Here is a 22,355-nt window from a genome sequence, read left to right as displayed (position 1 = left end):
CATGCGGATCCTGCACACCTCCGACTGGCATGTCGGACGCCGATTCAACGAGACCGAGGTGCTCGACCTCCTCGGCGAGGTGCTCGCCGCGCTCGTCGAGACGGTGCGCCGTGAGCAGGTGGACGTCGTCGTCATCGCCGGCGACGTCTTCGACCGGGCGGCCCCGTCTGCCGAAGCGGTCGCGTTCCTGTCCGATCAGCTGCGGCAGGTCCGCGAGGCGGGTGCGCAGATCGTGATGATCAGCGGCAACCACGACGGCGCGTCGCGGCTGGGCTACGGCGGCTGGGCGGCTGCCGCGGGCGGCCTGCACGTCATCACGACCGTCGACCAGATCGGCCGGCCGGTCGAGCTCGCCGACGAGCACGGCCCGGTGTGCTTCTACGGGATCCCGTTCCTCGATCCGAAGATCGACCGCGGCCACTTCGGCGACGACGAGCTGCACAGCCACGAGCTGATCCTCGACGCGGCGATGGACCGGGTCCGCGACGACCTGGCCGAGCGGGACGGCGCGCGGTCCGTCGTCCTCGCCCACTGCTTCGCGGTCGACGGCGACCGCGGCGCGGTCATGCCGGGCGCCGCCGACATCGCCGGAGAGATCACCGACTCGATGCGCTCGATCGCGTGCGGCGGGGTGGAATGCGCGCCCACCGCGGTCTTCGAAGGCCCGACCTACGTCGCGCTCGGCCACCTGCACTCGCGCAAGACACTCAGCGACCGCATCCGATACAGCGGCTCTCCACTGGCCTACTCCTTCGGCGACCACGGCCCGCGAGGGGCGTGGCTGATCGACCTCGACGAGTCCGGCATCCAGCAGGTCACGTGGGCCGAGCTCCCGGTGCCGCGCGGCATGTCCGTCATCACTGGCCGGCTCGATGAGCTGCTCAGCGATCCGGCGTACGACGCGGTCGTCGACCACTGGATCAGCGCCGTGCTCACCGACCCGGTCTATCCGCTGGAGGCGATGCGGAGGCTGCGCGAGCGATTCGCCAACTGCGTGCGCCTGGAGCTGCGGCCCGACAGCGTCCCCGGGCAGGCGCCGGCGAGCTACGCGGAGCGAGTCCGGGGCAAGAGCGACGAGGAGCTCACCGCCGGCTTCATCGCCGAGATGCGCGGCGGGGTCGAGGCGAGCGAGCTGGAGAGCGAGCTGATCCGCGAGGCATACGAGGCACTGCGGGCCCAGGAGGCACGAGCATGAGACTGCACTCCCTCACGATGACGGCGATCGGGCCGTACGTCGCCACCGAGACGATCGACTTCGATGCCCTGGCCGCCGACGGGCTGTTCCTGTTCACCGGGCCGACCGGCGCCGGCAAGTCCACGGTCCTCGATGCGGTCACCTACGCCCTGTACGGCCGGCTGCCCGGCACCCGCGATGGCCACCTGTCCCGGCTGAAGAGCGACTTCGCGGACTCCCGCACCAAGCCCGAAGTCGTGCTCGAGGTGACGATCGGCGACCAGCGGCTGCGGGTGCACCGCTCGCCGTCCTATGAGCGGCCCAAGCACCGCGGCGAGGGATTCACCGTCGAGCGTGCCTCGGTCGCCGTCGAGCAGCAGGTCGACGGGCGCTGGATCGGCGTCGAGGGCGCGCGCAAGGAGAACGTCGCCAACGACTGGCTTCAAGAGCGGATCGGGCTGAACTGCGATCAGTTCACCCAGGTCGTGCTGCTGCCGCAGGGACAGTTCGCCGAGTTCTTGCACGCCTCGGACGACGTCCGCGAGAAGCTGCTGACCTCACTGTTCAACGCGCATCGCTTCCACGACGTCGAGCAGTGGTTCGACGACCGCCAGCGCGCTGAGGCCGCCCGGGCGGCGGAAGCCGAGGCGAAGGTCCAGAACCTGCTCACGACGGCGCAGGCGGTGGCGGAGATTCCCGACGACGAGCTGCCCGAGAAGGTCGACGGGACGTGGTTCGAGACTCTGGCGCGGACGCACCGCGATCGGCTCGCGGCGGCGGAGACCGCGGTGTCGATCGCCACCCGACTGCACGAGGAGGCGGCCGCCCGGGTGCGGGACGCCGAGGACCTGGTCAAGCGCCAGCAGGAGTACCGCGAGGCAGTCACCCTCCGCGACCGCGTCGAGGCCCAGCGGGAGGGCATCGGGCTGTTGCGTGAGAAGTACGACCGCGCCGCTGCCGCCGCGGTCGTCGTCCCGCTGGAGCGTGAGCGCGCGGACCGGGACGCCGAGCTCGCCCAGGCCCACGAGGGCCGCACCGCCGCGCAGGAGCGGGTCGCCGCGATCGAGCCGGCGCTGGTCGGCAAACCGTTGGCCAAGGTGCGCGCGCGGGCCCGCGCGCTGAGCACCCAGCGTGGGGCGCTGGACGACGCGCTGCGCGCCGAGCAGCGGATCGACGCGCAGCGCGAGCTCGTGGCAACGGCGCAGGAGCAGGCCGGCGAGGCGGGCGAGTCGGTGAGGGCGCTGCGTCAGACGCTGGCCGAGCTGCCGGCCCAGCGGCTCGCCGCGGAGAAGGAGCTGACGGAGCTTCGTGAGCGGGCCGCCGTACGCGAGGACGCCGCAGCTGCGGTCCAACGGCTGACCGAGGCGCTCGCGGCGTCGTCGGCGGCCGAGCAGACCAGGGCCAGACTCGTCGAGGCGCGCATCTACCGCTCCGAGCGTGCGGACGACGCGACGGCCGCGCGAGAGGCCGAGCTGAATCTCCGCGAACGCCGCATCTCCGGCATGGCCGCCGAGCTCGCCGGCGAGCTGCGCGACGGTCACGAGTGCGCGGTCTGCGGCAGCATCAGCCACCCCAAGCCAGCCCGCCGCGCGGGCGACGCCCCGACCCCGGAGGAGATCGAAGCGGCGGAGAAGCGCGTCGACGACGCGCGTCGGGTGAAGGAGATGGCCGACAAGAGCGTCGGTGAGCTCGAGTCGATGCTGAGCGGACAGCTCGCGGTCTGCGGGGAGCGGCCCCCGGCCGCCATCAAGAAGGAGCTCAAGGCCGCCCGCGGGCGAGCCAAGGAGGCGTCCGACGCCGCAGACCGGATCCCGGCCGCCCTCGGCCGGCTCGAGGCCGTCGACGCCGACATCGAGCGGATCACCGGCGAGCTGCACGCGGCCGAGCAGCGCAGCACCGAGCTGGCGGGCGCCGTCCGCGAGCTCAGCACCGACATCGATCGTCAGTCCGCCGCCATCGAGAAGGCCCGCGACGGGCACGCCTCGGTCGCGGAGCGCGCCGAGCAGATCGAGGCCGACATCGAGACCATCGAGGCGTACGCCGCGGCGATCGAGACGCACGCCGCCGCCGACGCCGCCCTGCTGAAGGCGGCGGCCGCCGCCGACGAGGCCGCCGAAGAGGCGGGATTCGTATCGGTGGCCGAAGCGGTGGCTGCCTCGCTGTCGAAGCAGACCCTCACCGAGGCGGCGGAGATGATTGCTGCCTTCGAACGTGATGAGGTAGCCGCGCAGACGCGGCTCAGCGATCCGCGGCTGTGCGACCTACCCACCGAGCGACCGGACCTCGAAGGCCTGCAGGAGACCCTGCGGCAGGCCCGCGCCGACGAGCACGGGGCGCGGTCCGACGCCGCCAGCGCTACGCGCAAGGCCGACCGGCTGCAGCAGCTCGCTCGCGACTCGCGCGCCGACCTCGCTGCGGCGCTCGCGACCGCCGCGCGTGCCGCCGAGGTGAAGTCGCTGGCGCTGCTGATTCGTGGCATGGGCCCCAACACGAAGAAGATGAACTTGACCTCCTACTTCCTCGCGGCACGTCTCGAGCAGGTGACTGCGGTAGCGAGCGAGCACCTCATGCGGATGTCGTCGGGTCGATACACGCTGCGGCACACCGACGAGCGGCGTACGGCGCGGGGGCACGGAGGGCTGGGGCTCGAGGTCTTCGATGCCTACACCGGCAAGGCGAGGCCGCCGCACTCGCTGTCCGGTGGCGAGACCTTCTACGCCTCCGTCGCGCTCGCGCTGGGGCTCGCGGAGGTGGTGACCAACGAGACCGGTGCGATGTCGCTGGACTCGCTGTTCATCGACGAAGGCTTCGGCTCGCTCGATGCCGACACCCTCGACCTGGCGATGCGGGTGATCGACGACCTGCGCCAGGTGGGCCGCACCATCGGCGTGATCAGCCACGTCGAGGAGATGCGCACCCGCATCACCACGCAGCTGGTCATCGAACGCACCGACCGCGGCTCGCGCGTCCTCCCGCACTAGTGGTGCGTTGCAAAAGCCGTTCGCGGACGAAGGTGGCTGCCCGATTGGTCCTTCTGAGGTCATCGATGAGGGGAGTGAAGCGACCGGCGGCGCGCGGCGACCAGCGGGTCGTGCGTGACGATCACCGTCGTGGTTCCCTCGACGCCGACGGGCTGCGTCCCAAGCCGGCCAGCTGAGGCCTCAGACCACGCGGTCCGGGGGGGTGTAGAGATTGAACGACTCGCCGCGGACGAACGCAGCGACGGTGATGCCCAGGCGGCCCCCGAGAGCGCCCGCGAGGGAGGACGGGGCGGCCCCCGCCCCCGCCATCCCGATCCCCGCCATGGCCGCCTTCTGCACCAGCTCGAACGAGACCCGGCCGCTGAGCACGAGGACGCCGGTCGCCAGCGGCAGCCGGCCCTCCATCACCGCGGCGCCGATCACCTTGTCGGCCGCATTGTGCCGCCCGACGTCCTCGCGGACCAGCAACGTGCTGCTCTCCACGTCGAACAGCCCGGCACCGTGCAGTCCACCGGTCTTGCCGAACACCTTCTGCTGCTCGCGCAGCAGGTGCGGTAGACGCGTGACCAGCTGCGCGTCGACGACCGGCTTTCCCGCGGCGACGGGAAAGTGGCTCTGCCGTTCGACGTCGTCGATGCTCGCGGAGCCGCACACTCCGCAGGAACTGGTGGTGCCGAAGCTGCGAACCGCCTGGGCGGCGCGCAGCGCAGCGTCGGTCGTGAGCTCGACGTCCAGCACGTTGTAGGTGTTGGCCGCGACCCCGGTCTCCTCGATGGTCACCGATCCGTCGCAGTAGCGCGCGGTCATCAGGTCCTCGCGGCTGCCGATCACGCCCTCGGACAGCAAGAAGCCGTGCACCAGCTCGACGTCGTGCCCCGGCGTACGCATCGTGACGGTCAGCGGCTGCCCGCCGACCCTGATCTCGAGCGGCTCCTCGCCGGCGAGCGAGTCGGTCTTGGCCACGCGGGTGCCGCGCGCGAGGTCGATGCGCTCGATCCGGCGCCGGGTGGTCAGCCTGCTCATCCTGCGAGCATATGGTGGCTCCTGGCGTGCTGCCCGTTCTGCGGTGGGTTGGTCAGGGCTGGGCGCGCCATCGCCCTGACCAACCCACGGCAGGTCTGGTTCAGGCGGACGGCGTCCGCTTGTGGAACCAGCCGCGCCCGACGAAGCTCATGACGATGTCCTCGCCGCGCAGCACCTCCCAGCTGATCGTGAGCGTGCCCAGGTGCGGGCCCCGCGAGGAGTCCTTCTTGTCGACGATCGTGATCCGGCCACGCAGCTCGTCGCCGAGGTAGACCGCCTTGTGCCAGCGGACGTTCTCCATGCCGGGGGAGGCATCGGGGGCGATCTTCGACAGAAAGCCGTCGACGTACAGCCGCATCATGCTCGAGCCGGTCCACCAGCCCGAGGCGATGATCTGGCCCCACGGGCTGCGCTTCGCGGCCTGCTCGTTGACGTGGTACCACTGCGGGTCGTAGCGCTTGGCGAAGGCGAGCACCTCGTCGTGCTCGGCGACTACCGAGCCCAGCTCGAATACCTGGCCGACCTCGATGTCGTCGAACCAGATGCTCGGCTCTTCGAGGGTGGCGGTGAGGGGATGGTCCGATTCGCTCATGCCCACACTCTGCCAGCCGCGCTCGCGGGCTACTCAGGGTGGACGTCGTTGGTGAGCCAGCCCAGCAGGTGCTCGTAGAGGACCGGGCTGTTCAGCAGGTCCATGTGGTGGTGCCCCGGCAGGTGCAGCACGCAGGCCCGTTCGTCGTCCGCGAAGGGCAGCGGGTAGCCGCCGGCGGCGCTGGCGGTCGGGACGATCACGTCACCGGTGATATCGCGCAGCCGGCCGGCACCGCCCGGGACGACGGTCGCGAACACGAGGTAGTGACGGCGGGCGTGTCCGGCGTCCTGCGTCAGCTGCGAGTGCGGTCCGAGCCCGTCGCCCAGGTTCTTGATGCCCTCGCTGCGTGCCGTGACCAGCTCCGCGAGCCAGCGCGCCGGGGGCACCTTGGCCGCATGACGGGCGAGCGCGTCGGCGCCTCGTTCCAGGGGAGCGCCGAGGTAGGGCGTGCCCAGGGTGACCGTCGTGGAGACCAGGTCGGTGCAGTCGGCGTCCGATTCGCGCTGCGCGAGTGCGCTGTGCATGACCAGCCCGCCCATCGAGTGCCCGATGAGCGCGATGTCGCGCACCGGCACCGGCCAGTGCCGTACGACGGACTCCAGCAGCGCACCGAGGGCGAGGCCGTTGTCGGCGATCGCCCGGCCGGTGTTGTAGCGGACCAGCAGCGACGTTCGCCCAGTGTCTCGCGTGAGCAGGGAGGCGTAGCTGGCTTCGGCCTGCCCGTGGCGTTTCGTGGCGCGGAAGCTCCACGAGGTCTCGGTCTCCATCAGCCCGTGCACGAAGACGACGAGCCGGCCGGAGGCTTCCGGATAGGCGGCCGCGAGCCCCTCGTCAGTAAGCGGGACGTCGGACTGCCCGGCGCGCAGGGTCATTCCAGGCGCGAGCGCGTGCTCGTGGTCGTGCAGGCGGTCGCCGTACAACCCGTTGATGACGGCCACGACGGCGGCAGCGCGGCTCGAGTCGGTGAGCGGGTCAGCACCGGCGACGCGGTGCAGGACGATGGCGCGCGCGAGGTGCTCGGCGCCCAGCAGACCCGCGTCAACAAGTCGGTGGATTCCAGCCACATAGCCGTCGTGGGCGCGGCCGACCGGTTCGGCACGGGTGCTGGTGGCCGTTGCGATGCCGCGATAGACCGTCTGCTGCACCGCGAGATGGGTCTGTTCGACGACGGACCGTACGCCACGCGCCCCGAGACCGAGCAGCCGGACGATCCCGGCCGCATCCGTAGCGCGCATTCGTCACCTCCGACGTCCCCTTCAGTATGAGAGTTGCGGCGTCTGGTGATGCTCTGTGTCAGCGGAAGTCGCGGGACATGCTCGGCAGAGCGCTGGTCGGCGCCATGCTGGAGATGCTGATCTGCAAGCGATCGAGCCGCTCCGCCACGAGGTTGATCGCGCCGTCGTTCTTCTCCACCACCCCGCGAATCACCAGCGCGGACGACTCGCGGGCCACCCGCAGGTGCCGGTTCCACACCGGTACCGGGATGACGACGTTGACCATGCCGGTCTCGTCCTCGAGGTTCATGAAAGTCACCCCGGACGCCGTCGCGGGCCGTTGCCGGTGGGTCACGACGCCCGCGGCATGCACCCGGGTGCCGCTCGGTACTCCTGCGAGCCCGGCCGCGGTCACCACGCCGCGCGCGTCGAGCGCCGTTCGCAGGTGCGTCATCGGATGATCGTCAGGGGTGATGCCGGTGGCCCACAGATCCGACATGCTCAGCTCGCCGCGAGTCATCTCGGGCAGCACGGGAGCCTCCAGCGGAGAACCCGAGCCCGGCAGCCGGTCGGCGTGCTCCTGGGACGCCGGCCCGGCGTCCCACAGCGCGCGGCGCCGATCGAGGTCGAAGCACTCGAACGCGCCCGACGTCGCCAGCGCCTCGGTCTGGGCGGTGGTCAGCCCGGTGCGGCGTACGACGTCGGCCATGCTCTCGAAACGGCCCTCGCCGCGCGCGTCGACGATCCTCTGGGCGAGATCCGTGCCGATGCCGCGCACCGACGACAAGCCGAGCCGTACGGCGAACCGGCCGTCGCGGCGGTGCGCATCGCTGTCGAAGTCGCCGACTGGCTCCCACGTCATGGAACCTTCGGTGAGCTCGGGATCCTCCACACAGCGGGGATCCCCGGTCGGCATGGCGCGCACCCGGCGGGGCGGGCAGATGCCGCAGTCGAGATCCAGCGGCTCGAGCCCGGCGTGCACATCGGACAGCTGGATGTCGGGACGTCGTACCTCGACGCCGTGCCGACGGGCGTCCGCGACCAGGCTCTGCGGCGAGTAGAAGCCCATCGGCTGCGCCTGCAGCAGCGAGCACAGGAAGGCGCCGGGGTAGTGCAGCCGGAGCCACGCGCTGGCATAGACCAGCAACGCGAACGAGATCGAGTGCGACTCGGCGAACCCGAAGTTGGCGAAGGCCTCGATCTTGTCGTAGATCGAGTCGGCCAGCGCGCCGGTGACACCGTTGGCCGCCATGCCGTCGTACAGCTTCTGCTTGAGCCGCTCGATCTTCTCCACGCCGCGCTTGGAGCCCATCGCGCGGCGCAGCAGGTCGGCGTCCGCTCCGCTGCATCCACCTACCGCCATCGCGATCTGCATCAGCTGCTCCTGGAACAGCGGCACACCAAGGGTTCTGCGCAGCACCGGCTCGAGCGACGGATGCTCGTAGGTGACCGGCTCGCTCCCGCGACGGCGCCGGATGTACGGGTGGATGGCGCCGCCCTGGATCGGCCCGGGACGGATCAGCGCCACCTCGATCACCAGGTCGTAGAAGGTCCGCGGCCGCAGCCGAGGCAGGGTTGCCATCTGGGCGCGGCTCTCGATCTGGAACAGCCCGACGGTGTCGGCCCGGCAGATCTGGTCGTAGACCCCCTTCTCCTCCTTGGGCATAGTCGCGAGCGTCCACCGCTCACCGAGGTGCGCCTCGACGAGGTCCATGCAGTAGCTGAGCGCCGAGAGCATCCCGAGCCCCAGCAGGTCAAACTTCACCAGCCGCATCGATGCACAGTCGTCCTTGTCCCACTGCAGCACGGTGCGGTTCTCCATGCGCGCGTGCTCGATGGGGCATACCTCGCCGACCGGTTGCCGGGTCAGCACCATGCCGCCGGAGTGGATTCCCAGGTGGCGCGGGAACTTCAGCAGGTCGTTCGCCAGCTCGAGCACATCCTCCGGGATTTGGCCCGGGTCATCAGGCTCGCTGCCCGCGTTGTCGGCGCGCACGGCATGCCACCCGTCGATCCGTTTCGACCACGCATCCTGCTGGCCGACGCTGTAGCCGAGCGCCTTGGCCATGTCGCGGACGGCGGACCGCGGCCGGTAGGTGATCACGTTGGCGACCTGTGCGGCGTTGCGGCGCCCGTACTTCTCGTAGACATACTGGATCACCTCCTCGCGGCGCTCGGAGTCGATGTCGACGTCGATGTCGGGCTCCTCGTTGCGGGTCTCGGAGAGGAACCGCTCGAACGGCAGCCCGTAGCGCACCGAGTCGACTGCGGTGATGCCCAGCGCGTAGCAGACCGCCGAGTTCGCCGCTGAGCCGCGACCCTGGCAGAGGATCCCGTTGCGTCTGGCGAACTGCACGATGTCATGCACGATCAGGAAGTAGCCCGGGAAGTCCTTGTCCTCGATGACCTGCAGCTCCTTCTCCAGCCGCGGGTAGGCCTCGGCGTGGATGGGGTTCTCGGGGTTGCCGTAGTGCTCGCGCGCTCCGCGCCAGGTCAGCTCCCGCAGCCAGCCCATCAGGTCGTAGCCGTCGGGGACGTCGAGATGCGGCAGCTCGGGCGCGGCCGAGCGTAGCGGGAAGGCCAGCTGCGCGGCGAGATCGGCGGCGCCCTGCACGACCCCGGCGTACGGCGCGTGCAGTCGCAGCATCTCGGCACCGGAGCGCAGGTGTGCCTGGCCGGTGACCGGCAGCCATCCGTCGAGCTCGTCGAGGCTGCGGCGGGCACGGACAGCGGCCACCGCCATCGCCAGGCGTCGCCGCTCGGGCGTCGCATAGTGCACGTTGTTGGTCGCGATCGCTTGCGTGCCAGTGGATCTGGCGATCTCCCACAGGACGTCGTTGCGCTCGTGATCGAGGGGATGGCCGTGGGTGGAGAGCTCGACGACGACGTTGTCGCGCCCGAACAGCGCCTGCAGCCGATCCAGCTCGCGCATCGCGGCAGAGAGCCGGTCGCTGCGGTTGCTGGAGCCGGCCGTCCCGAGCAGCTCACCCTGCACGCCGGCCAACGCCCGTGGAACCAGGCCCTTGCGGCAGCCGGTCAGCACCACCCAGTGGCCCTCGCCGCGATCGGCCAGCGCCTCCAGCGAGTACACCGGCTTGCCCTTCTCGCCGCCGGCGAGCTGGGCGTCGGTGATCACTCCGGCGAGCCGGTGGTAGCCCTCAGTGCCGCGGGCCAGCACGAGCAGGTGTGGGCCTTCTGGGTCCGGGACGCCGTTCTGCGGACCGGTGAGCTCGAGCGACAGCTCGGCGCCGAACACCGTGGGGAGGTCGTACTCGCGGGCGGCGTCCGCCATCCGCACGACCCCCTGCAGGCCGTCGTGGTCGGTGATCGCCAACCCGGTCAGACCGAGCCGCACCGCCTCCTCGACCAGCTCCTCGGGATGGCTTGCCCCGTCGAGAAAGGAGAAGTTCGAGTGACAGTGCAGCTCGGCGTACGGCACGACCGGGCCGTCCGGCCGGCGGGGTCCTTCGTCGGGTGCCTGGTAGCTCGGTCGATGTCTGCTCCAGGCAGGGGAGTCGCCGCCGTCCGGAACGGGAAGGCCGTCGGCGTGGACGGTGGACGACAGTCGCCGCTCCAGCTCCGACCACGAGACCGGCGGGTTATTCCACCCCATCAGTGACCCCCCACCATGAGCTCCGAAAGCGAAGGGTGGGGATGTGGGTGTCTAGTCATAGATGCCTTCCAGCCACCATCCGGTAGACGAGTGGACCAGCAGGTAGGCGCACTTCGCGGTCACTGCTTGGATGCGGGCGAGCTCACGGCCAGCGGCGAGGTCCCACCAGCGCTCGTCGCTGTGCCAGGGCCCGGCCCACGCGGTGACCTTCTCGCGGCGTCCGTCCCGGTAACGAATACCTGTAGGTTTCTCGCTGAGAAAGCCACGGTCGTCTACGGTGAGGACGCCGGTATCACCGTGCACGATCACCGACTCGGGTGGAGAGAGCAGCTGGGACGGCGCCGGGTCGGGGAGCCGTCCGGGCCAGGGGGCGAGCGGATCGCGACGGGGCGCGGGGCTTTCACCCCAGGGGGTGAGGGTGCAGAACTCGCGGGGAGAGCGGCCACCACTGCGGGTCGGGGTGAGGATCGCGGTGTGGTCGAGCATGCTCTGCACCCGGGTGAAGGCACGGTGCACCTTCTCGTCGTCGCGACCCCGATCGTAGAGCTGGTCGGGATGCTCACCAACCCGGTCCAGCTCACGGGGGACCAGCTCGATGGTGCTCAGCGCACCCAGCAACACCCCGCCGCCGTCGATGCCGAGCTTGGCTGCGCCGTTCGCGGGGCTGGCCGCCTGCACCTGCCACCGGACGCGGTCGACGACATCGGCTGCGGTGAACCAGCGGGGATGCCGCCAGACCCGCTGGGATGCGGCATCCCGCTCATCGGTCAGCCGCACCTCGAGGGCGGTGCACACCAGGTCGTGACGGGCCAGCTGGGCGACGAATCGGTCGGCATGCTGACGCATGGTGAACGCGACGACGTCAACGCGATCGAGCGGGGGATCGAGGTCGATGAGCACCGACAGCTCGGGCGGGGGCGTGCGCACCGCCAGCCGCCGCTGCTCGAGCCCGGTGGCGAGACGGTGGGCGTGCGCTCCCTCGGCGCCGAACCGCGCTGACACCTGGTTCGCAGGCAGGGAGGCGAACTGGGCCAGTGTGCGGATCCCCGTGCGGCGTAGCAGATCGGCCAGGCCGGGGAGATCGAGGCGGTCGACCGGCAGCTCGGAGAGGAAGCTCGCCGAGCCACCTGGCGGGACGACGACGTCCGCGCGAGCTGCCTGGATCGCTGCGAACGGCCCGTCGGCGATCCCGAAGCGGGCCTCGGGAAAGCCCAGGCTCTCGAGATACTCGCCGAGGACGTCGATCAGCTGCTCCTCCCCGCCGAAGTAGCCGGCCGGACCTCGCGCCCCGGTCGCGCACATGCCCGGCCTGATCGGCTCGACACCGGGGGAGATGTGCTCGATGGCACGCAGCAGCGGTTCGAAGGCGCGGGCATCGTCGTCCGGGTTGTGCTCCACCCACGACAGCGACGGCACCCGGGACTGCGCCTCGCGGCGGCGCATGCCCCGGCGTACGCCGCCCGCCCGAGCGGCTGCCGAGCAGGCGAGCACCGCTCCCTTCTCGATGACGACCAGCGCGTCGTCGGCATCGGCGCCGGGGAAGGCGGAGATCACCGGCCAGTCCGGGTACCACATCACCAGTACCCGGGGCGGGGTGCGCTCCAGGGAGGAGTCGTCGAACAGCGTGAGCGTGCTCATCGCACCGCTCGCAGGACCCGCTCGGGTGACTCGTCGACCGGCCGGACGCCGCCGTCGGGGCCAGGCAGCCAGAGCCGCTCGGTGACCGGCGCGCCCTTGCCGCTGAGGGTCACGAGCGCGTGCCGGGCGCTGAGATAGCCGCGGCCGTCGGTGTGAGCGCCCGCCCAATGGCTGTCGGTGACGGTGAACCGCGCCTCGATGCCGCTCCATCGCCGTCCGTGCACGATCAGGGTGCTGCCGTGCTGGCGCAGCCTGGCCGCCAGCCGACGCAGGTCCGCATCGCGCACCGGTGCCTCGGGCGCCAGCAGGATCACCTCGACGGCGTCGGCCAGTGTCGCGACGACCTCCAGCCAGTGGCTGCCCGGATCGGGGACGACGGCGAACCGCTGGAGGTCGATGCCGAGGCCGGCTGCCGCCTGCATGCCTAGCCGCGGCATGCCCACTGCTGCGCACCATCCGCCCTCCTGGCTGACGCCGGCGGCCATCGCCAGGCACAAGGAGGTGGATCCCTCGACCAGATAGCTCGCCCCGCGGCGCAGCCCCGTGCCCAGCAGCCCTCGCAGCCCCTCGGTGACGGGGTGGTGACCGGCCTCGACCTCGGCGCCGGCCAGTAGCGGAGGGGCCTCGGACAGCAGCGACGACGCCCGGCTGACCGGGAGGTCAGCGAGCGCCGTCGCGAGAGATGTTGCTGTCACCCATCCATATTCGAACAGATGTTCGAATATGGCAAGTGGTTCTCGATCAGGGGATGACTATGGGGTGTTCTGGCCCTGGCCGTCCTGCCCAGTTCCGGGGTTCCCTCCGGCCTGAGGAGCGGTGCCGGGGTTTGGTCCACCACCCTGGCCAGGCGGTGTCGGTGCTGGAGGCTCGACGCCGAGCTGGTTGCCGATCTTGATCTGGGCCGGCTGGGCTCCTCCGTATTCGAAGGACAGCGGGATGAAATCGATGGCGCCGCTGAGGTCAGAGTTGATGTTCACGACCACCTTTACGATGACGCCGGTAGGGCCCGGGGAGATGTCACCCAGCTGGATTTCGAGAGCCTGATCGCCGCAGGCCTGATTGCCGTCCTTGTAGGGGGTCGGCGATTCGTTGATGTAGACCGAGCACGTCGTGTTCTCGGTACCGGCAGCCGGCGTAGTGGGAGTGCCGAACGGCTGAATCGTCAGGACCGTCTTCTGATAGGTCGGGTCGCCATTCGCGCCGCCATTGATGATCGTGAACGGCACGGACGTGACAGTCGTCCCGACCACAGTGGCCGTGATCGGCGATTCGGGAGTGGTGGTCGGGTCAGCTGGGGTGGGGCTCGGCGGCGGCGGAGGAGGGGAGTCGTAGTCAGGCCGGAGTCGTGGTGGTCGGGCCGGGTTCGACGACGTTGAGGTCGCAGTGGGCTCGTCATCGCCGGGCCACCGGGATTCGGCGTCTGGGTGGGCTCCTGCGTGGGGCCAGGGGTTCTGGGTCGGGGCAGGCGCCGGGGCGGGGTTCTCGGTCGGCGCGGGTGCCGGTGCCGGTGTCTCGCTCTGCAGGGCGGGGATGGTCGAGTCCAAGCCGGGGATGACCTCGCCGATGACCGGCGGGATCGCCGGCAGATCAGCGATGTCGTCACTCCCGTAGGTCGAGGGCGAGTCGTTGAAAGACGAGTCCGAGGGCGGCGCCTCGGTGGACGGCGTGGTCGACGGAACGGGACTCTGCGGCTGCATGGACGGAGCGGCCCCGCTGGATGAGGTGGACGGCGAGAGCCCGGCGTCGGTCGCGCTGGGATTGGGATCGTCGTAGCTCGATCCCACGATCACCGCGGTGGCGATCGCGGCGACGGCGGCGGTGCCGGCGATGGCGGCGAGCAGCCCCTTCGAGTTGCTGGCGGTGGCGGCCCCGCCGGATCCTGCTGCGCCGGCCGATTCCTCGGCGGCTGAGGTGCTTTCTGGCACGAATGCTCCTGTGGTTGAGGTGGTGGTAGTGGTTGCAGCAGGTGCTGCGGCGGCTGCCACGGGGGCAGAGGAGGTCGAGAGGAGAGGACTGAGCTGGGCGAATCCCGCCACCGGGGTGCCGACGCCAGCCCAGGCGAGAGCGCCGATCTTCGCGGTGGTGCCGCCGGCGAGGTAGGCAGCGGTCAGTGGCACACTGCCGATCGCCAGGACGGCGACGATGCCCCGCAGACCGGTGCCCAGGTCGGTGATCTCGGCGGCGACGGCGGCGCACCGGTCGCATTCGTCGAGGTGACGATCGACCTGGGCCTGCTCGCGCCTGGACAGCCCGCCGCGGGCCCAGGCACCCAGACGGTCGCTGGTGAGCTTGCAGGCGGAGTCGCCGACGTCCGCGACATGCTCCTGCAGGAATGCCTGCCGCAGGCCCTCTCGGGCGCGGTAGGCGAGCGCAGCGGTGGCGTTGGCGGTCATGCCGAGGACGGGCGCGACCTGCGCGGGTGACTCCCCATCGATCTCCGTATGCCACAGCACGGTCTGCCAGCGTTCGGGCAGCCGGGCGAAGGCGCGCGCCGCGAGCGAGCTGTCGAGCTGGGCGATGGCCGGGTCGACATGCGGGGCGCCATCGTCGTGCGCCTCCATGTCGTCGGTGTAGGTGACCTTCTTGCCGCGGCGTACGTCGTCGTAGAAGGTGTTGCGCACGCTGGTCAGCAGGTACGCGCGGAATGCAGAATCCGGCCCGCCGCCGGAGAGCAGGGTCTGGAAGACCTTGACGAACGCATCCGAGACGAGATCGTCAGCCTCGCTCGGCGAGGCGACCAGCTGGCGGGCCAGGTGATAGGCCGCTGCCCGGTGCCGTTCGTAGAGCACCGCGTACGCCGAGGTGTCACCACTGCGGACGGCGGTGATGTGCTCGGCGTCCGCCGCCTGACCGGCGGCGGGGCTCTGCGTGAAAGACATGCGGGATGGGCTCCAGCCGGGGCACCATAGACGTGCCGTGCGGGATCAGGACGTGTAGATACTACGGGTTGATAACGCGATGAACGACATTTTCACATGCCGCATTCACGCGATTTTGGCCTCATCCCGGGGCTAAGTTGGATATGTTCACGCTGGGTTCATGAGGCAGCCATGGACCGGCTCGGTCGACAGGAGGATGCCGGGAACGATGCCGCCTTCCTCACGTGCCGAGCACGGCCAGTCCCACGGGCCGCGGACCGTCTCCGCTCATCAGCTTCGAGCGATGTGGCGTGAGGCAAGCCGAGATCGCGGCTGGCGGTTCCCCGACGATTGGTGGACTCCCGCTGTGGACGCCGTCACCGAAGCCATCGTGAGCGACGGCGACATCGCGGAGCGCTGTATGCGCCTCGGGCGCGCCCGCGCTGGCGCCGGCGTGTCGATGGAGGAGACAATCTCCGACATCGTCGCCATCGCCTCCCTCACCACCTCGCTGCTCGCCCACCCGGCGCACCGTGCGACGCAGAGCTGCCGGGAAGTCGACGTCGTCCAGCTGGTCCGCTCCGCTGCGATCGGCTGGTCGGAGGACACCGGCCTCGCGCATCCCCAGGTGCCCGCGATCAATGCTACGGCCCTGCCGGACTGCTCCTATCTCTCGATCCGGCTCGGCGAGATCGCCGCCGAGGTCGAGTCGGCCGGCCGGCGGCTCGGTCAGGAATACGCCTTCGTCGTCGCCTCGCTGCTCGGACCGTCCAGGGTCGACGAGCCGAGGTCGCGGTTCAGCGACTCCGACGAGGGCGTGGCCGACCCGGGCCGGTCGCGGACGACGGCGCCCGACGGCGACGATGCCGGGTGGCAGGCCCGGCTGCAGGCGCGGGCCGAGGGCTGGGATCACGCCTGGCAGATGTGTCAGCTCGCCGACGAGCTGCGGGCGGTGTTCAGCTCCGGCGAGACCGTGGTGCAGGCCGGCCCGACCACGGCGATCGTGCTGGCGCGGCGTACGCCGCAGCTCACCGGCCGGGTCGCCGCGCTGCGCGAGCTGATCGAGGCGCGGCGGCTCGACGCTGCCAAGCCTGAGTCGCTGCTGGTCGGGATCTGGGTCGAAGGACTGCCCGACAGCCTCCGCCAGGCCCGGCTGCTGGTGTCCGACCTGCGTCGCTGACCGGGGCTCGTCCGCCGGTACGGTGGGGCGGTGGACTCACGCACCGGACTTCCCGTCGTCGGAATGGTGGGCGGCGGACAGCTCGCCCGGATGACCCACCAGGCGGCGATCGCGCTCGGCCAGTCGCTTCGCGTGATGAGCATCGGCCCCGATGAGTCGGCCGCGCTGGTCGCCCCCGACGTCCGCCTCGGAACCCACCTCGACCTCGACGATCTGCGGGCCTTCGCGGCCGAGTGCGACGTCGTGACCTTCGACCATGAGCACGTGCCCGGCGAGCACATCGAGGCGCTCGAGCGCGCGGGCGTGGAGGTTCAACCCGGGTCGGCGGCGCTGCGGCACGCGCAGGACAAGCTGGTCATGCGTGAGCGGATCGCGGCGTGGGGCGGCGCCCAGCAGCCGCGCTGGGCCCAGGTCGGCAGCGTCGAAGAGATCGCGCAGTTCGCGGGCGGGTTGTGGCCGGTCGTGCTGAAGGCGGCCACCGGCGGCTACGACGGCAAGGGCGTGTGGGTGGTCGCCGACGAGTCCGCCGCCGCCGAGGTCGTGCAGGCCGCCGCCGACGGCGGCTTTGAGATCCTCGCCGAGGAAATGGTGCCGCTGCGCCGCGAGGTGGCCGTGGTCGTGGCGCGCTCACGGTTCGGCCAGGTCAGCGCCTGGCCGGTCGTCGAGACCGTGCAGGAGAACGGCATCTGCGTCGAGGTGATCGCACCCGCGCCGGACCTCACCGAGGACGGCGCCTCCGCGGTCACCGCGATGGCGATCGCGTTGGCCACCGAGCTCGGGGTCACCGGCGTCATGGCGGTCGAGCTGTTCGAGACCACGGACGGGCGGTTCCTGGTCAACGAGCTCGCGATGCGACCGCACAACTCCGGGCACTGGAGCATCGACGGTGCGGTCACCAGCCAGTTCGAGCAGCACCTGCGCGCCGTCCTCGACTATCCCCTCGGAGCGACCACGACACGGGCGCCGTACACCGTGATGGCCAACGTGCTCGGCGGCCCGGACGGCGGACCCGGCATCGACGAGCGGGTGCACCACCTGATGGCGCGCTGGCCGGAGGTCAAGATCCACCTGTACGGCAAGCAGGTGCGCCCCGGGCGCAAGATCGGTCACGTCACGGCGTACGGCGACGACCTGCCGCGGCTGCGCGCGATCACCCGTGACGCTGCGGCCTATCTACGCGAAGGAGTCTTCCATGACTGAGACCCAGGCAGGCAGCGAGCCGGTCGTCGGCATCATCATGGGCAGCGACTCGGACTGGCCGGTCATGAAGGACGCTGCCGCCGCGCTGGACGAGTTCGGCATCACGTATGAGGCGCGCGTGGTGTCGGCGCACCGGATGCCGCGCGAGATGACCGAGTACGCCGAGACGGCGTCCGGCCGAGGCCTGCGGGTGATCATCGCCGGGGCCGGGGGCGCGGCCCACCTGCCGGGCATGGTCGCCTCGATGACCACGCTGCCGGTGATCGGCGTCCCGGTGCCGCTGAAGCATCTGGACGGGATGGACTCACTGCTGTCGATCGTGCAGATGCCCGCCGGGGTCCCGGTCGCGACGGTCTCGATCGGCGGTGCCCGCAACGCCGGCCTGCTGGCGGTCCGGGTGCTGGCCAGCGGCGACGCCGTCCTGACCGAGCAGATGGCGCGCTTCCAAGCCGAGCTGCGCGACGTCGCGATGGCCAAGAACGAGCGGCTGCAGCAGCGCTGAGCCGCGCGGACCGGCCCCGAGATTGTGGGGTAGGTCACGATAGTGTTTCTCGAGTCCCGTCCGACCGAGGGAGGTCCACCAATGAACCCCGACTTCGACATCTACCAGCTCGACGACGAGCACGAGTACCTGCGCCAGGCCGTCCGGGAGCTGAGCGAGGAGCAGATCAAGCCGCACGCGACGGACGTCGACGAGCAGGCCCGCTTCCCGCAGGAGGCGCTGAACGCGCTGACGAAGGCCGGGTTCCATGCCGTGCACATCCCCGAGGAGTACGACGGCGCGGGTGCCGACTCGATCGCCGCGTGCATCGTGATCGAGGAGGTGGCGCGGGTGTGCATGTCCAGCTCGCTGATCCCGGCGGTCAACAAGCTCGGCTCGATGCCGATCATCCTGTCGGCGTCCGATGAGCTGAAGAAGAAGGTGCTGCCCTCGATCGCCTCCGGTGAGTCGATGATCAGCTACGGGCTCTCCGAGCGCGAGGCCGGCTCCGACGCGGCGGCCATGAAGACCCGCGCGCAGAAGGACGGCGACAACTACGTCCTCAACGGGACCAAGGCCTGGATCACCAACTCGACCGAGTCGGACTGGTTCACCGTCATGGCGGTCACTGACCCGGAGAAGAAGGCCAACGGCATCTCGGCGTTCGTTGTCCACAAGGACGACGAGGGCTTCGAGGTCGGGCCGAAGGAGAAGAAGCTCGGCATCAAAGGCTCGCCGACCTGCGAGCTGCACTTCAGCAACTGCGTGATCCCCGCCGATCGGATGATCGGCGACGAGGGCACCGGGTTCAAGACCGCGCTGAAGACCCTTGACCACACCCGCCCGACCATCGGCAGCCAGGCGGTCGGCGTCGCGCAGGGCGCCCTCGACGTGGCCGTCTCGTACATCAAGGATCGCAAGCAGTTCGGCTCGCGGATCTCGGACTTCCAGGGCATCCAGTGGATGGTCGCCGACATGGCGATGAAGACCGAGGCGGCACGCCAGATGTGCTACGTCGCGGCGGCGCGCGCCGAGCGCGGCGAGCCCAACCTGGGGTTCATCTCCTCGGCCGCGAAGTGCCTGGCCTCGGACGTCGCGATGGAGGTCACCACCAACGCCGTCCAGCTGCTCGGTGGCGCCGGTTACACGCGCGACTTCCCGGTCGAGCGGATGATGCGCGATGCCAAGATCACCCAGATCTACGAGGGCACCAACCAGGTGCAGCGGATCGTCATGGCCCGCTCCATCCTCGGCCGCTAGGCGTACGTACCTCGAACACCTTCTGCGAGGCAGTGGAGCACGCTGATCGCCTCACAGCGTGCTTCACTGCCCCGCAGATTGCGCAACGGGCGAACCGGGCGAAGGGGACGGCGATGTCCTCCGTGATCCGGCCGGGGTTCCCATTCTGCGAACCGTGGTCCCACATCATGAGAGTTTGGACGGGCTGACACAATGGGCTCGTGACGACCACCCCACCGGGCTCGATCTCCGTCGACGAGGCAGTCGACCGTATCGGGCTGGGCCGTTTTCAGTGGCAGCTGTTGGCCATCTGCGGGCTCACCTGGGCCGCCGACGCGATGGAGGTGCTGCTCATGGCGTTCGCGCTGCCGGGGGTCAGCGCGTCCTTCGGCCTCCCGCCCGGCGCCGGGATGGCGACGGTGCTGCTCACCGCCACCTTCGCAGGCATGCTCGTTGGCGCGTTGTTCTGGGGGTGGTTGGCCGACCGGATCGGTCGCCGCAACGTCTTCCTGGTGACCGTGGCGCTCGGAGTGATCTTCGGGGTGGCCGGCGCCTTCTCGCCGAACCTGACCGTCCTGGTGATCTTCCGGGTGCTGACCGGTTTCGCCCTCGGCGGCACCCTGCCGGTCGACTACGCGATGATGGCCGAGTTCGTGCCCACGGTGTGGCGCGGTCGCTTCCTTGTCTACCTGGAGAGCTTCTGGGCCCTGGGCACCATCGCGGTGGCCGGACTGGCGTGGTTCCTCTCGACGCGGATGGCGCCCGAGGAGGCCTGGCGGTGGCTGCTGGCGATCGCCGCGCTGCCCGGCCTGGTAGGGCTGGTGGCACGGATCGGCGTCCCGGACTCGCCGCGGTCGCTGCTCACCCGCGGACATCCCCGGCAGGCGCGGGGGGCGATCGAGCGGTTGGCCCGCAGCAACGGCAAGCCGGTCGACTTTCCCGATCTGTCGACCCCGGCCGCCACACAGCGGGTGCGGGTGGCGGGCCTGTTCCGGGGCGAGCTGGCGCGGCGGACGGTGCTGCTCGCGGGCGTCTGGTTTGGGCTGAGCCTGGGCTACTACGGCATCTTCTCCTGGCTGCCGAGCTATCTGCGTTTGCAGGGGATGGAGCTCGGCGCCGTCTACCGGACGACGCTGCTGCTGGCGCTGGCCCAGGTGCCCGGCTACTTCCTCGCCTCGTGGCTGGTCGACCGGGTCGGACGACGGGCGACTGTCACCGGCTTTCTACTGACTAGCGCGGTGGGGGTGTACCTGTTCCTGGGCGCGGACTCCTCCGGCGGGGTGCTGGCGTCGTCCGCCCTGATGTCGTTCGCGCTGCTGGGGGCATGGGGTGCGGTGTATGCCTATACGCCCGAGCTGTTTCCGACCGAGGTCCGCACGACCGGCATGGGGATGGCCAGCAGCTCGGCGCGGCTGGCCAGCGTCATTTCGCCGTCCGTCGGCTCATTGCTGGTGACCGGCAGTCTGCCGATCGCGCTCACCGTGTTCGCGGGCTGCTTCGTCCTCGCGGCCGGCTGCGCGTGGTTCATCGGCGTGGAAACCCGCGGCGTCCGCCTCCAGTAGCTGCTCGGTTCCGCGGGGCGGTGGAGCACGTTATCGGGTGGTTAGCGTGCTCCACTGCCCCCAAGCTCGTCAGACGGAAACTATGAGTTCGGGCTCGGTGGCCTTCTGGACCTCCTCGACGGTGACGTCGGGGGCGAGCTCGACCAGCTCGAGGCCCTTCGTGGTCACGTCGATGACGCACAGGTCGGTGATGATCCGGTGGACGACGCCCTTGCCGGTCAGCGGCAGCGAGCACTGGTTGACGATCTTGAAATCGCCCTTGGCGGTGTGCTCCATCAGCACGATGACCTTCTTGGCGCCGTGCACCAGGTCCATCGCACCGCCCATGCCCTTGACCATCTTCCCGGGGATCATCCAGTTCGCGAGGTCGCCGTTCTCGGCGACCTGCATGGCGCCGAGGATCGCGGCGTCGATCTTGCCGCCGCGGATCATCCCGAAGCTGGTGGAGGAGTCGAAGAAGGACGAGCCCGGCAGCACCGTGACGGTCTCCTTGCCGGCGTTGATCAGATCGCCGTCCTCCTCGCCCTCGTACGGGTAGGGGCCCAGACCGAGGATGCCGTTCTCGCTCTGGAGCGTGACGGTCACTCCCTCTGGGATGTGGTTGGGGACGAGCGTCGGCATGCCGATGCCGAGGTTGACGTACTGCCCGTCCTCGAGCTCGGCAGCGGCGCGCGCGGCCATCTGGTTGCGGTCCCACGCCATGGCTAGGCCTCCTTCGGGCGGGTGGTGCGCTTCTCGATCGGCTTACGGCCGCTCGACTGGATGATGCGGTGCACGTAGACGCCGGGCAGGTGGACGGCGTCCGGGTCGATCCGGCCGGGCTCGACGATCTCCTCGGCCTCGACGATGCAGACCTTGCCCGACATCGCCGCCGGCGGGTTGAAGTTGCGCGCCGACTCGTTGAACACGAGGTTCCCGTGCCGGTCGGCCTTGGCGGCCTTCACCAGCGCGAAGTCCGAGACGATCGCCGTCTCGAGGACGTACTGCTTGCCGTCGAACTCCTTGGTCTCCTTCGGAGCCGAGGTCTTCACGACGTTGCCGTCGGAGTCGTACTTGGTGGGGATGCCGCCTTCGGCCACCCAGGTACCGGCCCCAGTGACGGTGTAGAACCCGGGGATGCCCACGCCGCCGGCCCGCAGCCGCTCGGCGATGGTGCCCTGCGGGGTGAGCTCAAGCTCAAGGACGCCGGTGAGGTACTGCTGCGCGAAGGCCTTGTTCTCGCCGACGTACGAGGCGATGACCTTGCTGATCTTCTTGTCCTCGAGCAGTACGCCGAGCCCGTCGCCGTCGATGCCGCAGTTGTTGCTGATTACGGTCAGATCGCCCGAGCCCTTCTCGCGGAGGGCATCGATCAGGTCTTGCGGTACGCCGCAGAGCCCGAAGCCGCCCACGGCGATGGAGGCCCCATCGCCGATGTCGGCCACAGCCTCGGCAGCGCTCTGGACGACTTTGTCCATTGCTGCTCCTTGTGAGGGGTGACGATTTCACCCGTTGTTGTGTGGCACTTTCGGGCGTCATTTCCCGAAAGCGGCACAACACAACGGGTGCTGGGTGCTTGCGTGCGGCCGGTCGGGCCGAACGCGTGCCGCCATTATGTCTG

16 protein-coding genes are annotated in these 22,355 nt (G+C 70.1%); 7 read left to right on the top strand and 9 right to left on the bottom strand.

The genetic code is table 11. The annotated features are described in order from the left end of the window. Nucleotide 1 precedes the first annotated feature (1 nt). Complete coding sequence (locus DAA40_RS10055) at nucleotides 2–1,195, top strand: exonuclease SbcCD subunit D (protein WP_106849597.1); 1,194 nt, start codon at nucleotides 2–4, stop codon at nucleotides 1,193–1,195. Further along, complete coding sequence (locus DAA40_RS10050) at nucleotides 1,192–4,155, top strand: AAA family ATPase (RefSeq protein ID WP_106849596.1); 2,964 nt, start codon at nucleotides 1,192–1,194, stop codon at nucleotides 4,153–4,155. The genes DAA40_RS10055 and DAA40_RS10050 overlap by 4 nt, the downstream gene beginning before the upstream one ends. A 180-nt stretch (nucleotides 4,156–4,335) precedes the next feature. Here DAA40_RS10050 and fdhD read toward each other — a convergent pair whose 3' ends face one another. From fdhD to DAA40_RS10015, 7 genes are all read right to left on the bottom strand, one after another. After that, the gene (fdhD, locus tag DAA40_RS10045; RefSeq protein ID WP_106849595.1) at nucleotides 4,336–5,178 is read right to left on the bottom strand and encodes a formate dehydrogenase accessory sulfurtransferase FdhD; all 843 of its coding nucleotides are present in this window, start codon (nucleotides 5,176–5,178) and stop codon (nucleotides 4,336–4,338) included. Nucleotides 5,179–5,278: 100 nt separating this feature from the next. After that, on the bottom strand, nucleotides 5,279–5,770 hold the full coding sequence (locus tag DAA40_RS10040; protein ID WP_106849594.1) for a MaoC/PaaZ C-terminal domain-containing protein: 492 nt from the start codon (nucleotides 5,768–5,770) through the stop codon (nucleotides 5,279–5,281). Between the two features lie 29 nt (nucleotides 5,771–5,799). Further along, nucleotides 5,800–7,005, bottom strand: a complete 1,206-nt coding sequence (locus DAA40_RS10035; RefSeq protein WP_106849593.1) for a triacylglycerol lipase — start codon at nucleotides 7,003–7,005, stop codon at nucleotides 5,800–5,802. Nucleotides 7,006–7,063: 58 nt separating this feature from the next. Then, complete coding sequence (locus tag DAA40_RS10030) at nucleotides 7,064–10,597, bottom strand: error-prone DNA polymerase (protein ID WP_106849592.1); 3,534 nt, start codon at nucleotides 10,595–10,597, stop codon at nucleotides 7,064–7,066. Nucleotides 10,598–10,648: 51 nt separating this feature from the next. Continuing rightward, entirely contained in the window at nucleotides 10,649–12,235 is a 1,587-nt protein-coding gene (locus tag DAA40_RS10025; RefSeq protein WP_106849591.1) for a DNA polymerase Y family protein, read from the bottom strand. After that, the gene (locus DAA40_RS10020) at nucleotides 12,232–12,930 is read right to left on the bottom strand and encodes a hypothetical protein (RefSeq protein ID WP_106849590.1); all 699 of its coding nucleotides are present in this window, start codon (nucleotides 12,928–12,930) and stop codon (nucleotides 12,232–12,234) included. Before DAA40_RS10020 ends, DAA40_RS10025 begins: the two co-directional genes overlap by 4 nt. Before the next feature lie 57 nt (nucleotides 12,931–12,987). Beyond that, entirely contained in the window at nucleotides 12,988–15,114 is a 2,127-nt protein-coding gene (locus DAA40_RS10015; RefSeq protein WP_106849589.1) for a sigma-70 family RNA polymerase sigma factor, read from the bottom strand. A gap of 346 nt (nucleotides 15,115–15,460) precedes the next feature. Between DAA40_RS10015 and DAA40_RS10010 the strand changes: the two genes are divergently transcribed. The 5 genes from DAA40_RS10010 (at nucleotide 15,461) to DAA40_RS09990 (ending at nucleotide 20,755) form a co-directional block, all read left to right on the top strand. Further along, nucleotides 15,461–16,273 carry a hypothetical protein gene (locus tag DAA40_RS10010; protein ID WP_106849588.1) on the top strand — a complete coding sequence of 271 codons (813 nt, stop codon included), beginning with the start codon at nucleotides 15,461–15,463 and terminating at the stop codon, nucleotides 16,271–16,273. 30 nt (nucleotides 16,274–16,303) lie between these two features. Beyond that, complete coding sequence (locus DAA40_RS10005) at nucleotides 16,304–17,473, top strand: 5-(carboxyamino)imidazole ribonucleotide synthase (protein ID WP_106849587.1); 1,170 nt, start codon at nucleotides 16,304–16,306, stop codon at nucleotides 17,471–17,473. Beyond that, nucleotides 17,466–17,975 (top strand): 5-(carboxyamino)imidazole ribonucleotide mutase, encoded by a 510-nt coding sequence (purE, locus tag DAA40_RS10000; RefSeq protein ID WP_106849586.1) that lies wholly within the window; start codon nucleotides 17,466–17,468, stop codon nucleotides 17,973–17,975. The genes DAA40_RS10005 and purE overlap by 8 nt, the downstream gene beginning before the upstream one ends. A gap of 81 nt (nucleotides 17,976–18,056) precedes the next feature. After that, nucleotides 18,057–19,214: an acyl-CoA dehydrogenase gene (locus DAA40_RS09995; RefSeq protein WP_106849585.1), complete on the top strand. Its 1,158-nt coding sequence runs from the start codon at nucleotides 18,057–18,059 to the stop codon at nucleotides 19,212–19,214. Between the two features lie 200 nt (nucleotides 19,215–19,414). Next, nucleotides 19,415–20,755, top strand: a complete 1,341-nt coding sequence (locus tag DAA40_RS09990) for an MFS transporter (RefSeq protein WP_199849693.1) — start codon at nucleotides 19,415–19,417, stop codon at nucleotides 20,753–20,755. A 69-nt stretch (nucleotides 20,756–20,824) separates the two neighbouring features. Here the strand turns inward: DAA40_RS09990 and DAA40_RS09985 are convergent, their stop codons facing one another. Both DAA40_RS09985 and DAA40_RS09980 read right to left on the bottom strand, forming a co-directional pair. Continuing rightward, the gene (locus DAA40_RS09985) at nucleotides 20,825–21,457 is read right to left on the bottom strand and encodes a 3-oxoacid CoA-transferase subunit B (protein WP_106849584.1); all 633 of its coding nucleotides are present in this window, start codon (nucleotides 21,455–21,457) and stop codon (nucleotides 20,825–20,827) included. Between the two features lie 2 nt (nucleotides 21,458–21,459). After that, on the bottom strand, nucleotides 21,460–22,212 hold the full coding sequence (locus DAA40_RS09980) for a CoA transferase subunit A (RefSeq protein WP_106849583.1): 753 nt from the start codon (nucleotides 22,210–22,212) through the stop codon (nucleotides 21,460–21,462). Between the last annotated feature and the right edge of the window lie 143 nt (nucleotides 22,213–22,355).

The sequence above is a fragment of the Blastococcus sp. Marseille-P5729 genome (assembly GCF_900292035.1).
GTDB lineage: Bacteria > Actinomycetota > Actinomycetes > Mycobacteriales > Antricoccaceae > Cumulibacter.
This window is presented reverse-complemented; position numbering and strand designations above follow the sequence as displayed.

Coding starts and splice junctions, on each gene's coding strand:
- DAA40_RS10055 (WP_106849597.1), top strand. CDS start 2: ATGCGGATCCTGCACACCTCCGACTGGCATGTCGGACGCCGATTCAAC.
- DAA40_RS10050 (WP_106849596.1), top strand. CDS start 1,192: ATGAGACTGCACTCCCTCACGATGACGGCGATCGGGCCGTACGTCGCC.
- fdhD (WP_106849595.1), bottom strand. CDS start 5,178: ATGAGCAGGCTGACCACCCGGCGCCGGATCGAGCGCATCGACCTCGCG.
- DAA40_RS10040 (WP_106849594.1), bottom strand. CDS start 5,770: ATGAGCGAATCGGACCATCCCCTCACCGCCACCCTCGAAGAGCCGAGC.
- DAA40_RS10035 (WP_106849593.1), bottom strand. CDS start 7,005: ATGCGCGCTACGGATGCGGCCGGGATCGTCCGGCTGCTCGGTCTCGGG.
- DAA40_RS10030 (WP_106849592.1), bottom strand. CDS start 10,597: ATGGGGTGGAATAACCCGCCGGTCTCGTGGTCGGAGCTGGAGCGGCGA.
- DAA40_RS10025 (WP_106849591.1), bottom strand. CDS start 12,235: ATGAGCACGCTCACGCTGTTCGACGACTCCTCCCTGGAGCGCACCCCG.
- DAA40_RS10015 (WP_106849589.1), bottom strand. CDS start 15,114: ATGTCTTTCACGCAGAGCCCCGCCGCCGGTCAGGCGGCGGACGCCGAG.
- purE (WP_106849586.1), top strand. CDS start 17,466: ATGACTGAGACCCAGGCAGGCAGCGAGCCGGTCGTCGGCATCATCATG.
- DAA40_RS09995 (WP_106849585.1), top strand. CDS start 18,057: ATGAACCCCGACTTCGACATCTACCAGCTCGACGACGAGCACGAGTAC.
- DAA40_RS09985 (WP_106849584.1), bottom strand. CDS start 21,457: ATGGCGTGGGACCGCAACCAGATGGCCGCGCGCGCCGCTGCCGAGCTC.
- DAA40_RS09980 (WP_106849583.1), bottom strand. CDS start 22,212: ATGGACAAAGTCGTCCAGAGCGCTGCCGAGGCTGTGGCCGACATCGGC.